A 15,881-nucleotide genomic window follows, 5' to 3' on the forward strand; every position below is an offset into this window, starting at 1 on the left:
GAGCATGCCGTTCTCGTGGTAGCGCTCAAGCGTTATGTCACATGGACGTCAGGCCCACTGATGCGCAAGGTCTGATCCTGAAGGTACTTGCTCGATCCGATGCCATTGGCCAGCGAGACGAACAGCGTTGAGAGACGCGCTTGTCTTGGTGGCAGCGACCCAGCTGATGTACTCCTCAGTTGGTCGAGATGTTGGCCTGCAGTGCGTGGGTCAGGCTTCCTTACGTGGCCCCTGTCACCAAGAAGCGCACGCGATCGCCACGGTAATGGTAGGCGCTCCACTGACACACCACAGCCGCGCTTGTTTGATTTTCGTCAATTCCACCGACACATGAAATTCGCAGTGGGGGTGCTTGACTGCATGGGTCAAGAATCGTTGCGGAGTCGCGCATGAGTGCAGTCACGGGTGGCAGGGTCGGTCGGGCAGCGTGCCGGCATGTGTCAGTACGGCAAGGTTCGGTACGTGTAGGTGATGGTGCGGCGTGCAGTGAGCAAAGGCTCGCATCACTGCCAAACGGCAAGCAGGCGCTGGCTTCACTCGTAATGGCGCCCCTGCGCGCCGTTGTTCGCTGAGGGGGCGCCATGCGCATCTGTGTTCTCAATGACGCACTGAAGGACCCGACCGGGCTGGAGCAGCGCTGCGTGGCGGCACGCGAGGCTGGCTGCGATTACGTGGTGATGGCCGCGCCCTTCGAGCGCGATGCCGAAGGCCGTTTGATCGAGCCGGCGGCCGGTGCCCCGACGCAAATGCAGCGCCTGCACGAGTCGGTGCAGGCGGCGCGCCGTGCGGGGGTAAAGCTGTTGATCGATGTGCGCCTGGACGAAGTGGGCGGTGCCAGTGCGGTGGTGCGCGATAACCCACAGTGGTTCCGCGCGCGCAGCACCGCGGTTCCGGACCCGCGTCAGCCGCGTGCGACGCCGGAAGTGGCCGAAGCCCGCTTTGCCTACGCACAGGAAGGTGCGGCGCTGGTGGAATGGTGGAGTGCGCGCCTGCTGGAGTGGGTGGGCCAGGGCGTGGGTGGCTTCCGGCTGCTGCAGCCGCAGCAGGTGCCAGTACAGCGCTGGCGCGAGTTGATCGCGCGCGTGCACGCGCAGGCGCCGGAGGTGGTGTTTGCGGCGTGGACGCCGGGTCTGGGGTTGGAGGCCTTGCAGCAGCTGGCCGGTGCCGGGTTCGATGTGGCGTTTTCGTCGCTTGCCTGGTGGGATGGCCGCGGCAGCTGGTTCTTCGACGAAGACAGCGCACTGCGTGCGTTGGCCGCGCAGGTCGTTGCCGTGCTGGACGCGCCCGATGGCAAGCGCGCCGCGGCGCCCGAGCAGCATTGGCAACTGGCGCTGGCGTTGGGCGGGGCATGGCTGCTGGACGATGCGCACCTGGCGGCATTGCCATCGTCGATCCGCATCACCGACGGCCTGCCAACCAGCAATGCAGGCATGCGGTTGCGCCCGCTGCTGCGTGAGGCGACCGGGCTCACCGCGGTGGCGATCGAGCCGCTGGGCGGCTTGCCCTCCTTGTTACTGATCAACGGCGACACCCGGCATGTGGTGCCGGTGCCGGCCTCAGACCTGTTGCGCCTGCTCGGCGACGCCGAGGCCTTGGTGGCCGAAGATGGCCGCACCTTGTCCGGGGCCACGCTGGAGGCGCTGGAGCCGGGCGAAGTGCGCGTGTATCGCAGCGTGCCGGCGCGTCATGTGCTGGCTGTGCCGCGCATGCGCCCGCGTGCGCAGACGGCCGGTACCTGGCCACGCGTGTGCATCGAGTCGGTGACGCCGTCGGTGGATAACGGCCGTTTTCCGGTCAAGCGCACGGTGGGCGACCGCATTTGCGTGGAGGCCGACGCGTTCTGCGATGGGCATGACCGCATCGCGGTGGCGGTGCTGTGGCGTCCGGCCGACGCCAAGACCTGGGCCAGCGCGCCAATGCGTGCGTTGGGCAATGACCGCTGGCGGGCCGAGTTTCCGTTGGAACGCATCGGCACCTACGAATTTCGCGTGGAAGCCTGGCGCGACGTCTTCGCCACCTTGCATGCGGATCTGGAAAAGAAACGTGCTGCCAGTACGGTGCTGCCGGTTGATGTGCAGGAGGCGATTGCGGCAGTGCAGGCCGCACAGGCGCGCAGCGACGGTGCACTGGCCGAGCGCCTGCAGGCAGTGCTCACCCGCATCGGTGCGCAGAGCGAACCCCTGCAGCAGCTGGCCATCGTGCTGGAGCCGGACACCGCGCAGGCGATGGCGCTGGCCGACGACAAGCCATTCCGCTCGGAATATCCGGTCACCTTCCGGGTGGAATCCGAGCGCCGCGCGGCGCACTTCGCCAGTTGGTACGAACTGTTCCCGCGTTCGCAAAGTGGCGATGCGAGCCGGCATGGCACCTTCGATGACGTCATCAAGCGCTTGCCGCACATCCGTGCGATGAACTTCGACGTGCTGTACATGCCGCCGATCCATCCAATCGGCCTGAACAACCGCAAGGGCCGCAATAACTCGGTGACGGCGGTGGAAGGCGAACCCGGCAGCCCATATGCGATCGGTGCGACCGATGGTGGGCATACCGAAGTTCACGCCGAACTCGGTGGACTGGAAGGCTTTCGCCGTCTGATCCAGGCCGCGCGTGCGCAGGGCTTGGAAGTGGCGCTGGATTTTGCCATCCAGTGCGCGCCGGATCACCCGTGGTTGAAGGAGCACAAGGACTGGTTCACCTGGCGCGCCGATGGCTCGATTCCGTACGCGGAGAACCCGCCCAAGAAATACCAGGACATCGTCAACGTCGATTTCTACGCCAGCGGCGCGGTGCCGGACCTGTGGAATACGCTGCGCGACGCGGTGCTGTTCTGGGTCAACGAAGGCGTCACGCTGTTCCGTGTCGACAACCCGCACACCAAGCCGTTCCCGTTCTGGGAATGGCTGATTGCCGATGTGCGCGGCCGGCGCCCGGATGTGGTGTTTCTCTCCGAAGCCTTCACGCGGCCAAAGATGATGTACCGCCTGGCCAAATGCGGTTTCTCGCAGTCCTACACCTACTTCACCTGGCGCAACCACAAGCACGAGCTGCAGGCCTATGTGGAAGAGTTGAACGAGGGCGTGCCGCGCGAATGCTTCCGCCCGCATTTCTTCGTCAATACGCCGGATATCAATCCGCTGTTCCTGCAGACCAGTGGGCGCAACGGCCATCTGATCCGCGCCGCGCTGGCCACCACGCTCTCAGGCTTATGGGGCATGTACCAGGGCTTCGAACTCTGCGAAGCCACCCCGCTGGCGCCGGGCAAGGAAGAGTATCTGGACTCGGAAAAATTCCAGCTGCGCGCCTGGCCCGAACGTGCGCCCGGCGACATCATCGAGGAGATCACCCGCTTCAACCAGCTGCGCCGCATGCATCCGGAACTGCAGTCGCACCTGGGCACGCGCTTCTACCAGGCGCATAACGACCAGGTGCTGTACTACGGCAAATTCCTGGATGCCGGCTACCTGTCGCGCAGCCGCAGCATGGTGCTGGTGGCGATCAATCTGGATCCGCACGCCGGGCAGGACGCCGATATCGAGATTCCGTTGTGGGAACTGGGCCTGCCCGATCACGCCAGCGTCGCCGTGGACGATCTGTGGGATGGCCATCGTTTCGCGTGGCACGGCAAATACCAACACATCCGTCTAGAGGCAACGCGACCGTTCGCGTTATGGCGCATCCGCGCAGGAGAGGTCGCATGAATGCAGTGGCATCGTTACAAGCCGACGCAGAGCAGTCGGCCGTGGTTGCCGACCAGCGTTGGTACAAGGACGCGATCATCTACCAGGTGCATGTCAAGTCGTTCTTCGACTCCAACGACGACGGCATCGGCGATTTTCCGGGGCTGATTTCCAAGCTGGACTACATCGCCGAACTCGGCGTAGACACCATCTGGCTGCTGCCGTTCTATCCCAGCCCGCGCCGCGACGATGGTTACGATATCGCCGAATACATGGCGGTGCATCCGGACTACGGCAGCATCGAGGATTTCGAGCAGCTGGTGGCGCAGGCGCATGCGCGCGGCATCCGTATCGTCACCGAGCTGGTGATCAACCACACCTCCGACCAGCACCCCTGGTTCCAGCGCGCGCGTCATGCGCCCGCTGGCTCGCCAGAGCGCGACTTCTACGTATGGTCGGACACCGACCAGGAATACGAAGGTACGCGGATCATCTTCTGCGATACCGAGAAATCCAACTGGACCTGGGATCCGGTGGCCGGGCAATACTTCTGGCATCGCTTCTACTCGCACCAGCCGGATCTGAACTTCGACAATCCGGCGGTGCTGGAAGCGGTGCTGGAAGTGATGCGTTTCTGGCTGGATCGCGGCGTGGATGGCCTGCGTCTGGATGCGGTGCCGTACCTGATCGAGCGCCCGGGCACCTCCAACGAAAACCTGCCCGAAACCCACGCGATCCTGCGCAAGATCCGCGCCACCCTGGACGCGGAATACCCGGACCGCATGCTGCTGGCAGAAGCCAACATGTGGCCGGAAGATACCCAGCAGTATTTCGGCCAGAATGCCGACGAATGCCATATGGCGTTCCACTTCCCGCTGATGCCGCGCATGTACATGGCCATCGCGCGCGAAGACCGCTTCCCCATCACCGACATCATGCGCCAGACCCCGGAGATTCCGGAAAGCTGCCAGTGGGCGATCTTCCTGCGCAACCACGATGAGTTGACGCTGGAAATGGTGACCGATTCGGAGCGCGATTATCTGTGGCAGACCTATGCCGCCGACCGCCGCGCCCGCATCAACCTGGGGATTCGCCGCCGCCTGGCGCCACTGCTGGAGCGCGACCGCCGCCGCATCGAATTGATGACCTCGTTGCTGCTGACCATGCCCGGCACGCCGGTGCTGTATTACGGCGACGAGATCGGCATGGGCGACAACATCCACCTGGGCGATCGCGACGGCGTGCGCACGCCGATGCAGTGGTCGATCGACCGCAACGGCGGCTTCTCGCGCGCCGACCCGGCGCAGCTGGTGCTGCCGCCGGTGATGGACCCGCTGTATGGCTTCCAGGCGGTGAATGTGGAAGCGCAGATGCGCGACCAGCATTCGCTGCTGACCTGGACCCGCCGCGTGCTCAGCGTGCGCAAGCGCTACCAGGCCTTCGGCCGCGGCAGCTTGCGCTTCCTGTACCCGGGCAACCGCCGCATGCTGGCGTACCTGCGCTGCTATCAGGATGAAACCGTGTTGTGCGTGGCCAACCTCTCGCATACGTTGCAGGCGGTGGAGCTGGATCTGTCCGAGTTCGAAGGCCGGGTGCCGGTGGACATCATCGGTGGCGGCAGCTTCCCGCCGATCGGCCGGTTGACCTATCTGCTGACGGTGCCGCCGTTCGGCTTCTACGCCTTCCAGCTGGTCAGCGAAGGCACATTGCCCGATTGGCATGTCCCCAGCCCGGTGCCGCTGCCGGATTACCGCACGCTGGTGCTGCGCAGCGATGCCGACGAAAGCGCCGCACTGCTGCCGCATCTGCCCACCCTGGAAGGCGAAATCCTGCCGGCGTGGCTATCGGCGCGACGCTGGTTCTCGGCCAAGGACCAGGCGCTGCGCAGCGTGCGCATCGCGCGCCGCACGCCGTTGCCGGGCGATGAGCCGATGACGCTGCTGGAACTGGAGGTAGAGCTGGAAGACGGCCGCCACGAGCGCTACATGCTGCCGGTGGGCATCGTGTGGGAGCGCGAGCAGCCGAGCACATTGGCCGAGCAGCTGGCGCTGGCGCGCGTGCGCCAGGGCCGCGAGGTGGGCTATCTCACCGATGCGTTTGCGCTCAAGCCCATGGTGCGCGGTGTGATCGATGCGCTGCGCAGCAATGCAGCGCTGGACTTCTGCGACGGCGACGATGCCTCGCAACAGGGGCAGGTCTGTTTCGAAGCCACCCCGGCACTGGCAACGCTGGATATCCCGCAAGATCCGGAGATCCGCTGGTTGTCGGCCGAACAGAGCAACAGCTCGCTGGTGGTCGCCGACAAGGCCGTGTTCAAGCTGCTGCGGCATGTGGCCGTAGGCGCGAACCCGGAGATCGAGATCGGCCGCCGCTTGACCGAGATGGGCTATGCCAATGCCGCGCCACTGCTGGGCAGCGTCAGCCGCATCGACGCGCAGGGCACCGTCACCACCATCGCGTTGTTGCAGGGCTTCATCCGCAACCAGGGCGATGCCTGGCGCTGGACGCTGGACCATCTGGCGCGCAGCTTCGACGAATACGCCACCGCGCAGACCGACGAGGCGCGCGCCGAAGCGGTCGCCGGCTACGATGCCTTCGCCGCCGTGGTGGGCAAGCGCCTGGCCGAGTTGCACGAAGCGCTGTCGCGCGCCACCGACGATGCCGACTTCGCGCCGCAACGCATCGACCTGCCCACCGCCAACGATGTGGTGGCCGGCGTGGGACGCCAGGTCGAAGAGATGTGGGACACCGTCAACGCACGCCTGGCCGGCAGCGAAGACAGCGCCGAACGCGAGGCGCTGGAGGCGGTGCTCGCCGAGCGCCCGCAGCTGGATGCCTTGCTCGCCAGGGCGCCGAGCGTGCTGGCCGATTCCTTGCTCACGCGCGTTCATGGCGATTTCCACCTGGGCCAGATCCTGGTGGCCTTCGACGATGTGGTGCTGATCGACTTCGAAGGCGAGCCGGCCAAGCCGCTGGCCGAACGCCGCGCCAAGGCCAGCCCGCTGCGCGACGTGGCTGGCTTCCTGCGCTCGCTCGATTACGCCAGCGAAGTGTCGGCACGTGGCGAGGAAGGCACCGCCGCCCGCGCGGGTGTTGGCGTGGACACGCACCTGGACGAATTTCTGGTGCAATTCCGCCGCCGCTCCACACAAGCCTTCCTGGACGCTTACCATGCCGTGCTCGACGCCAGCGCCCATCCGTGGATTGCGCCGGCGGCGTTCAATGCAGCCACCTTGTTGTTCCTGGTGGAGAAGGCTTGCTACGAAGTGCGTTATGAAGCGGCCAATCGCCCTGGCTGGTTGATGGTGCCGATCGAAGGCTTGCGACGCATCCTGCAACGCGCACGCGCCGGTGCAGGAGACACATGATGAGTGGAGTAATGACAGCAGTGAGCAATCGATGGGATCCCGGCGCGGTACGCGCCCTGGCAGAGGCGCGCCATGGCGACGCGTTCGCGGTATTGGGCGCACACCCGTCCGACAACGGGCGCTTGTTGCGCACCTATCTACCCGGCGCCGACCGGGTCAGCGCGGTGCTCGACGATGGGCAGGTGGTGGCGCTGGACGCCGGCCCGGAGCCGGGCCTGTTCGCCGGCGAGTTGCCGGCGCACGGTGGGTATCGCCTGCGCATCGGCTGGCCCGGTGGCGAGCAGGAGACCGCCGACCCGTACGCGTTCGGCCCGCAGCTCAGTGACTTCGACCTGCACCTGATCAGCGAAGGCCACCACTTGCAATTGGCCGACGCGTTGGGCGCCAACGTGGTCGAAGTGGACGGCGTGCGCGGCACGCGCTTTGCCGTCTGGGCACCGAATGCCTCGCGCGTGGCGGTGGTGGGCGACTTCAACAGCTGGGACGCGCGCCGGCATCCGATGCGGCTGCGTCACCAGGCCGGCGTGTGGGAGTTGTTCGTGCCCGACGTCGGCCCCGGCGCGCATTACAAGTACCAGCTGCGCGGTCCGCACGGGCACGAACTGCCGGCCAAGGCCGACCCGGTGGCACGCCGCGCGGAGCTTGCGCCGGGCACTGCGTCCATCGTGGCCGATCCCACGCCGCATCAGTGGAGCGACGACGGCTGGATGGCCACGCGTGCGCGCCGCCAGGCCCACGACGCGCCGATGAGCATCTACGAGATCCACGCCGGCTCGTGGTTGCGCGAAGCAGGGCTGGATCTGGATTGGGACGGGCTGGCCGATCGCCTGATTCCGTACGTGGCCGATATGGGCTTTACCCATGTCGAGTTGATGCCGGTGAGCGAGCATCCGTTCGGCGGCTCCTGGGGCTACCAGCCATTGGGTCTGTTCGCGCCGACCGCGCGCTTCGGAACACCCGATGGATTTGCGCGCTTTGTCGACCGCTGCCACCGCGAAGGCATCGGCGTGATCGTCGATTGGGTGCCGGCGCACTTTCCCACCGATGCGCACGGACTGGCGCATTTCGACGGCACCGCGCTGTACGAGCATGCCGACCCACGCGAAGGCTTCCACCGCGACTGGAATACGCTGATCTACAACCACGGCCGCCGCGAGGTATCCGGGTTCCTGATTGCCAGTGCGATGGAATTTCTGCAGCGCTATCACGTCGATGGCCTGCGCGTGGATGCGGTGGCCTCGATGCTGTATCGCGATTACAGCCGCAACGCCGGCGAGTGGATACCCAACATCCACGGCGGGCGCGAGAACTACGAGACCATCGCGTTCCTGCGCCGGCTCAACGAGGTGGTGCGCGAGCACACGCCGGGCGCGGTGATGATTGCCGAGGAATCCACTGCGTTTCCCGGTGTCACCGCCGACGTGGCGCACGGCGGCCTGGGCTTTCACTACAAGTGGAACATGGGCTGGATGCACGACACCCTGCATTACGCCGGGCTGGATCCGATCTATCGCCGCTACCACCACGGTGAGCTGACTTTCAGCATGGTCTATGCGTATTCGGAGCGCTTCGTGCTGCCGATCTCGCACGACGAAGTGGTGCACGGCAAGGGTTCGTTGCTGGGCCGCATGCCGGGCGACGATTGGCAGCGCTTCGCGAATCTGCGTGCTTACCTGGGTTTCATGTTCACCCACCCGGGGCGCAAGTTGCTGTTCATGGGCTGCGAATTCGGTCAACCGACCGAGTGGAACCACGACGCCGGCCTTCCGTGGCATTTGCTCGACGACCCTCGCCATCGTGGTGTGCAGACGTTGGTGCGCGATTTGAACCGGCTGTATGTGCAATACCCGGCGCTGCATGCGCACGACGACGATCCGTCCGGATTCGCCTGGGTGGTGGGCGACGATGCCGGCAATAGCGTGGTGGCGTTCCTGCGCAAGGGCAAACGTGGCGACGCACCGGTGCTGGTGGTGATCAACTTCACTCCGGTCGTGCAGCACGGCTATCGCATCGGCGTGCCACAAGGCGGCCAGTGGCGCGAGGTGTTCAACAGCGACGCCGGCATCTACGGCGGCAGCAACCTGGGCAATGGCGGCAGCGTGACGGCCGAGCAGCAATCCATGCATGGGCACGCGCAATCGCTGCCGCTGCTGTTGCCACCGCTGGGCGCCATCGTGCTGACGCCGTATGGCTGATGCTTCCTGCGCCTACCACCGGGCACCTGGCCTGGTGGTAGGCGGCAGCTGCGTCATGCATCCAGCTTTCATCGACAGGGTGGGCCATGTGCTGGCATCGCTTGCATTGCTGCGCTCCCACTCGACTGTGATGGCATGGGTCTGTGCAGGCGGACGCTTGCGCAGCAAGTCATCCAGCAGCAGGTCATCCCGATGATCACGCGCAAACACGGTGATGGCGAGACGGGCACCGGCACGCGCATCGGCGTGATCTCCGATACGCATGGCCTGCTTCGGCCCGAAGCGCTTGCCGCGCTTAAGGGCTGCTCGCAGATCATCCACGCCGGCGATGTGGGCAAGCCGCAGGTGCTTGAGGCGTTGCGGGCACTGGCACCGCTGCATGCCATCGCAGGCAATATCGACGACAAGCCGTGGGCGAACGGCTTACCGCAGACGCTGGATCTGCACATCGCTGGTGTGCGTATCCACGTGCTGCACGATCTGAAGACGCTGGCACCGCAGGTGCAGGCGGATGTGGTCATCAGCGGCCATTCGCACAAGCCGTCGGTGCACATGCACGATGGGGTGCTGTACCTCAATCCGGGCAGCGCCGGGCCGCGTCGCTTCAGTCTGCCGATCAGCGTGGCCATGCTCTGGCTGGGCGATGGCGCGCTGCGCGCGCACGTGCAGCCATTGGCCCTTGGCTGAGTCCGCTGACTTGGCATGCACACCGGCGGGGCCATGCTCGTGGGCCACGTTGTTGCAAGGGATTCCCCATGAATACACGTCGCCAATTCCTTTCTGCTGCCGCGGCCGGTACTGCGGCATTGGCCGCTGCACCGTTGATGGCGCAATCGTCGGCGCCCGGCAGCGTGATGCCCACGCGCGGGAAAACCGATGCGGGCGCATTGCCGACCAATCCGCGCGTCCAGGGCGCACGCTACCGGCCTCGCAGTCGTCTCGGCTTCGGTGGCGTGGCCATCGGCAATGGCTTTGCGCCTGCCACCGACGCCCAGAGCGAGCAAACGCTGGCAGCGGTATGGGAATCGGGCGTGCGGTATTTCGATACCTCGCCTTGGTACGGGCTGGGCTTGTCGGAGCGACGTACCGGCCATCATCTGCACAACCATCCGGCCGACGATTACGTGGTGTCGACCAAGGTCGGGCGCCTGCTCACCGCGACCGACACGCCGCCCAAGACGATGTGGCAGCAACCTTCGCCGTTCGACTATCGCTATGACTACAGCGCGTCCGGTGTGCGGCGCTCGATCGAAGACAGCCTGCAGCGTCTGGGGGTGTCGCAGATCGACATCGCGTATATCCACGATCTCTCGCCGGAGAACGAAAAAGACCTGGGCATGCCATGGGAGCAGCGGTTCGCCGAGGCGGTGAAGGGCGCGATGCCGGAGCTGACCAAGATGCGCAAGGAGGGCTTGATCAAGGCCTGGGGCTTTGGCGTCAATCGTCCTGAGCCGGCCTTGCGCGCAATCGAAGAAGCCGACCCCGACATCTTCCTGCTCGCCTGCCAGTACTCGCTGCTCGACCATGCGCAGGCCTTGCATGACACCTTCCCGAAGATCGCAAAGCATGGGGCCTCGGTGGTGGTCGGTGCGCCATTGTTGGCTGGCTATCTGGCCGGGCGCGAGCGGTATCTCTACGACGGCACCATTCCGCCATGGGCGCCTGCCAAGCGGCAGAAAGCGCTGGCCATCTGCGACCGGCATGGCGTGGATCTACGCACCGTTGCGCTGCAATTTGCTGCAGCTCCGCAGGTGGTGTCGGCGGTGATTCCCGGTGCGCGCACGGCCGAGCAGGCCCGCGCCAATGCAACCTCGATGCAGGTGGCGATTCCGCCGGCACTGTGGGAAGCGCTCAAGCGCGAAGGCGTGATGGAGGCAGACGCGCCGGTGCCCGCGGCGCGTTGAGGGCCGGGCCCGCGCGCAGCGCATGGTGTTTGCGCTGCATGGCAATTAAAACGTCCCGCGTTGAATGAACGGCGCTTGTTGATACAACACGCGCTCGCCACCACGTGGATCCAGTTCCAACCGGCTCGGCGTATCGAACACCAGCGTTTCGCGCCGTTTCAAGGAGTAGGGCCGCCAGTGCGGCGCACCGCGGCGGTTGGGTTCGCCATGCCGGGCAAACGCAATCAGCGCTTCGCTCATTTGCTCGGCCATGCGCTGCGCATCGGCACCATCGCCGGTGCGCGAGCCCGGCTGGCGCACGTTGTCGAACACCAGCGGAATATCCAGGGTATGGAAGGCGCCGAACTTGCCGCCATCCAGCGGCGAACCCCAATCCAGTTGATAGACCCAGGTGGGCGCGCCCTGACGGGCACGCGCCTCGGCTTCTTCGACAGCGCCGCGCCACGAGCGGCCGGCGGTGGTGGCTGCGAAGAACACCTGCGACGGCGTGTACTGCGGATAGAGCCGCCGATATTCGGCAATGACCACCTGCGGCAACAGGTCCACGTATTGCTGCGCCTCCAGCCTGGCCGGCAGCTCGTCCCAGCTCAGCGCGAAATTCTTCGCATCGTTACCGAGAAAGCCGCGTGTTTCATCGCGCGTATTGCCGATCACCATCGGGATGCGGGCCGACTGCACCGGCGCAGTTGGCCAGAACGGATGCACCGGCACGTTGCGCGCGTCCAGCACCGGGCCGAAATACAGCGCGGTGTTTTCCACCCGCGAAGGGTCGCGCACACGTGCGGCGGCCAGCAGCTGGGCCACAGGTGGCGTGCGCATGCGCGCGATCTCGCCTGGCGCAATCTTTAACGCATCGAGCAACAGTTGCGCGCGCTGGGTGGCCGCACGCGGCCCGGCCACGGTGACCTGTTGCCCGCTCATGGTCCAGGCGCGATGAAAGAGCCCGCGCGCGGCCGGCATCGCCATCAGCGTGGCGATCTTGGCGCCACCGCCCGATTGCCCAAACACCGTGACATTGTTGGCGTCGCCGCCGAATTCGGCCGCATGCTGGCGCACCCATTGCAGGGCCTGGATCAGGTCCAGCTGCCCGGCATTGCCGGAGTCGGCAAAACCGGCATCGCCCAGCTGCGCCAGCGACAGGTAGCCAAACAGATTGAGCCGGTGATTGACGGTGACCACCACCACATCGCCGCGCTTGCACAGGCGCACGCCGTCGTAGAGCGGGTCGCTGCCGGAGCCGGTGGTGTAGCCGCCGCCGTGGATATAGAACAACACCGGCCGCTTGCCGCCATCGCGCAGGCCAGGTGTCCACACATTGAGGAACAGGCAGTCCTCACTGGTGGGCTCGTTGGCCTTGAGCTGCGGCGCCGCTGCACCGAATCCGCTGGCATCGCGCACGTGGTGCCACGGCGTTTCCGGCAGCGGCGCCTGGAAGCGCCGCGGGGCAGTGTCGCCGCCATACGGAATGCCCTTGAACACGCAGACGCCCTGGTCGCGGTAGCCGCGCAGCGCGCCGCCACGCACGCGTGCCAGCGGCGCGCCATCGTCGCGTGGCGGCGCAAGTACGGCCGCGGCAGCGAAGCCGGGAAGCGTTGCTGCCGCAGTCGCGAGCAGGCCACCACGCAGCAGCGTGCGGCGTCGCGTGTCGGGGGTGGCTTGGGTTGTCATCGCGCCATCTCCTTCGCCGGTGAAGGTGGTGCAGGCTTGGCTACAGGTGGCCGCAGCTTGGTGACATGCGCGATCCAGGCTTGCGCCAGCTGCGGCCATGCGGACACGGTAAGACCGCTGCCGCTGGCGGCACCGAAACCATGGCCTCCCTGCGGGAATACGTGCAGCTCGCTGGGCACCCCGGCGCGCAGCAGCGCAGCGTGCATCAGCAGGCTGTTGCGCACCGGCACCACGTTGTCGTCCTGCGCATGCAGCAAAAAAGTGGGTGGCGTGTGCGCGTCCACGTGCAGCTGCGGCGAATAGGCCTGCACCCGCGCCTGGCTCGGGGCGCTGCCGATCAGGCGTTCGCGTGAGCCTTTGTGCGCGTTGGCGCTATCCATATCGATCACCGGGTAGATCAGCAACTGGAAGTCCGGTCGTGCGCTCAGTGCATCGGCCGCGTCGATGGGCGGATACACCTGCGCGGCGTAACGCGTGCCCAGGCTGGCGGCGACATGGCCGCCGGCCGAAAAGCCCATCACGCCCACGCGCTGCGCCTCGATGCCATAGCGCGCCGCATTGGCGCGGATCAGCCGCAAGGCACGTTGCGCATCGGCCAGCGGCACGTCGGCGCCGTTCGGGTGGCCTTCGCCCGGCAGCCGGTAGCGCAGCACGAACAGGGTGATGCCGGCGGTGTCGACGAAACCGGGCACCAGCGCGCTGCCCTCGTTGTCCAGCACGATGCGTTGATAGCCGCCGCCAGGCGCAACCAGCAGGGCGGTGCCATTGGGCTGTTTGGGCCGGTAGACCACCAGGTACGGCCTACTGACCTGCTGGATGTAGCGATCCGGCTGCGCCGGGTCGCTGCTGCGCTCGACGATGCGCTGCGGTTGCGGCAGCGCCGTATCCCCCGGTGCCAGCGGCGTTGGCCACAGCGCGATCCGGCTGGCCTGTTCGGCGGCAGTGTCGGCGCTCGGTCGCTCGGCCGCCGGCGCGGGGCGCGCCAGCAGCACGCCCAGCACAACGAGCGCCAGGCCATGCCGCGTGGCGCGCGAAAGCGCGGTCAAAGCCCGCGTTTGGCGTGTCTGTTCCATTCACCCCTCCCAGGGCCACTTCGTCACCGCGACCACAATGCCGCAGTGCACATTGCCAATGACACCGGTTTACCATATACAGCACACCGTGCCGCTGTCGATTGGCAGTGCAACAAGACACCTATCGGGGAGACACCCTTGAGCAACGACGCCGCCACTCCGCCACCGTCCACATCCACGCTGTCCGCCATCGCCCAGCGCTTTGTGGAAGCACGCCGTGCAGGGGCATCGCTGCCTGACTTTCCGGGGCAAATCCCCGACGATCTGGTCACCGCCTACCAGGTGCAGGACATCGCCATCAGCCAATGGCACGACCATGTCGTGGGCTGGAAGGTGGGGTATATCGCCGCCGAGCGCCGCGATGCATCCGGCGACGAGCGCCTGCTTGGCCCGATCTTCTCGCAGAAGGTCTGGAATGCTACCGGTGGAACAACCGAGTTCCCGATCTTTGTCGGCGGCTTCGGCGCGGTGGAAGCCGAATATGTGCTCGTGCTCGGCGCCGATGCCCCGGCCGAGCAGACCCACTTTACCCCGGAGCAGGCCGCGCAGGTGCCGGCCACCTTGTTCATCGGGGTGGAAATCGCCAGCAGCCCGCTGGCCACCATCAACCAGTTGGGCCCGCGGGTGGTGATTTCGGACTTCGGCAACAACAACGGCCTGATTCTGGGCCCGGAAGTGACCGATTGGCTGGCGCGCGACGAGGCTGCGCTCACTGCGCAGACGCTGATCGACGACCAGGTGGTCGGCACCGGCGGCGCCACCACCTTGCCCGGCGGCCTGCGCGCGGCCTACGCATTTGCGCTCAGCCGTTCGGCACAGCGCGGGCGTCCGCTCAAGCGCGGTGATCTGATTGCCACCGGCAATGCCACCGGTATCCACGACATCGAAGTGGGGCAGCGTGCCCTGATTCGCTTCGCCGGCATCGGCGATATTTCCTGTACGGCTGTGTCCGCCAGTTGACGGCGGCCCCCGTGACCAGACGCTTGGGAGGGCGCCAATGATCACACGCAGACATTTTCTTGGTGCCGGGCTCGGCGCCGCGGCTGCCGCCCCCTGGTTGGGTGCCGGCGCCACCACGCCGATTCCCGGCGGGCAGTTGCTCACCGCCACCGATGTGCACGTCGGCGATTACCCCACCGTGGAAGCGGTGCGCTGGTTCGGCAAGCAGCTGGAAGAACGCACCCATGGCCGGCTCAAGCTGCGCCAGTACCACTCCGGCCAACTGGGCCGCGAGTCGGAGGCGATCGACATGGCGCGCTTTGGCGCCATCGACATCACCCGTGTGTATTCGGGCGCGTTGAACAACACCTTCCCGCTCACGCAGGCGCTATGCCTGCCGTATGTGTTCGATTCGGTACCGCATCTGCGCCGGGCCATCGACGGGCATGTCGGCGACAGCGTGCTGCGCAGCTTCGAGCAGCGCGATCTGGTCGGTCTTGCCATCTACGATTCGGGCGCGCGTTGCTTCTACAACACCAAGCATCCGCTGCACCGCCCGGAAGATCTCAAGGGCCTGAAATTACGGGTGGCGTCGTCGGACATCTTCCTCAAGCTGATGCGCATGCTGGGCGCCAACCCCACGCCGATGTCGCTGGGCGAGACGTTCTCGGCGATGGAAACGCACATGATCGACGGTGCGGAAAACAACATGCGCAGCTTCCAGTCCAGCCGGCATTTCGAAGCCGCGCATTACTGGTCGCAGAGCGAACACTCCTACGCGCCGGACATCCTGGTGATGTCGCGCCAGAGTTTCCAATCGCTGAGCGCGGCCGACCGCGGCCTGGTGGTGGAACTGGCGCGTGCCTCGGTGCCGGTGATGCGCAACTTGTGGGATGCCTCCGAGACGGTGGCGCGCAAGCAGGTGATCGACTACGGCGTGAAGCTCAACCAGGTCGACATGCCGGCGTTCCGCGCCGCCGCTGCCCCGCTGCTGGCCGAATACCGCAAGCAGCCGGAGATCGAAGCGCTGTACCGCCGCATCCGCGATTTCGCATAG

The 15,881-nt window shown here is 66.1% G+C and carries 9 protein-coding genes; 7 read left to right on the forward strand and 2 right to left on the reverse strand.

Features of this window, described 5'->3' with window-relative positions; all coding sequences use genetic code 11:
- The first annotated feature begins 581 nt into the window (after positions 1-581).
- The 5 genes from ACDH77_RS00665 to ACDH77_RS00685 all read left to right on the forward strand — a co-directional run bounded on the left by ACDH77_RS00665 (position 582) and on the right by ACDH77_RS00685 (position 11,144).
- The gene (locus tag ACDH77_RS00665; protein WP_372173214.1) at positions 582-3,698 is read left to right on the forward strand and encodes a maltotransferase domain-containing protein; all 3,117 of its coding nucleotides are present in this window, start codon (positions 582-584) and stop codon (positions 3,696-3,698) included.
- A complete protein-coding gene (treS, locus tag ACDH77_RS00670) occupies positions 3,695-7,045 on the forward strand; it encodes a maltose alpha-D-glucosyltransferase (protein WP_008574468.1) in 3,351 nt (1,116 codons plus the stop codon). The genes ACDH77_RS00665 and treS overlap by 4 nt, the downstream gene beginning before the upstream one ends.
- 11 nt (positions 7,046-7,056) lie before the next feature.
- Positions 7,057-9,240 (forward strand): 1,4-alpha-glucan branching protein GlgB, encoded by a 2,184-nt coding sequence (gene glgB / locus ACDH77_RS00675; protein ID WP_046932016.1) that lies wholly within the window; start codon positions 7,057-7,059, stop codon positions 9,238-9,240.
- A 192-nt stretch (positions 9,241-9,432) separates the two neighbouring features.
- Positions 9,433-9,927, forward strand: coding sequence for a metallophosphoesterase family protein (locus ACDH77_RS00680; protein WP_031420582.1), 495 nt, complete (start codon positions 9,433-9,435; stop codon positions 9,925-9,927).
- 68 nt (positions 9,928-9,995) lie between these two features.
- A complete protein-coding gene (locus ACDH77_RS00685) occupies positions 9,996-11,144 on the forward strand; it encodes an aldo/keto reductase (RefSeq protein ID WP_031420584.1) in 1,149 nt (382 codons plus the stop codon).
- A 45-nt stretch (positions 11,145-11,189) separates the two neighbouring features.
- On the opposite strand, the gene ACDH77_RS00690 is transcribed toward ACDH77_RS00685, so the two are convergent.
- Both ACDH77_RS00690 and ACDH77_RS00695 read right to left on the reverse strand, forming a co-directional pair.
- Complete coding sequence (locus ACDH77_RS00690) at positions 11,190-12,812, reverse strand: carboxylesterase/lipase family protein (RefSeq protein WP_372353674.1); 1,623 nt, start codon at positions 12,810-12,812, stop codon at positions 11,190-11,192.
- Entirely contained in the window at positions 12,809-13,885 is a 1,077-nt protein-coding gene (locus ACDH77_RS00695; protein ID WP_031420588.1) for an alpha/beta hydrolase, read from the reverse strand. Before ACDH77_RS00695 ends, ACDH77_RS00690 begins: the two co-directional genes overlap by 4 nt.
- Before the next feature lie 138 nt (positions 13,886-14,023).
- On the opposite strand from ACDH77_RS00695, the gene ACDH77_RS00700 reads away from it, so the two are divergent.
- A complete protein-coding gene (locus tag ACDH77_RS00700) occupies positions 14,024-14,845 on the forward strand; it encodes a 2-keto-4-pentenoate hydratase (RefSeq protein ID WP_008574478.1) in 822 nt (273 codons plus the stop codon).
- A 37-nt stretch (positions 14,846-14,882) separates the two neighbouring features.
- Positions 14,883-15,881, forward strand: coding sequence for a TRAP transporter substrate-binding protein (locus ACDH77_RS00705; protein WP_008574481.1), 999 nt, complete (start codon positions 14,883-14,885; stop codon positions 15,879-15,881).

Origin of the sequence: Xanthomonas axonopodis pv. maculifoliigardeniae, from assembly GCF_041519315.1 — a bacterium.
GTDB classification, from domain to species: Bacteria; Pseudomonadota; Gammaproteobacteria; order Xanthomonadales; family Xanthomonadaceae; genus Xanthomonas; species Xanthomonas euvesicatoria.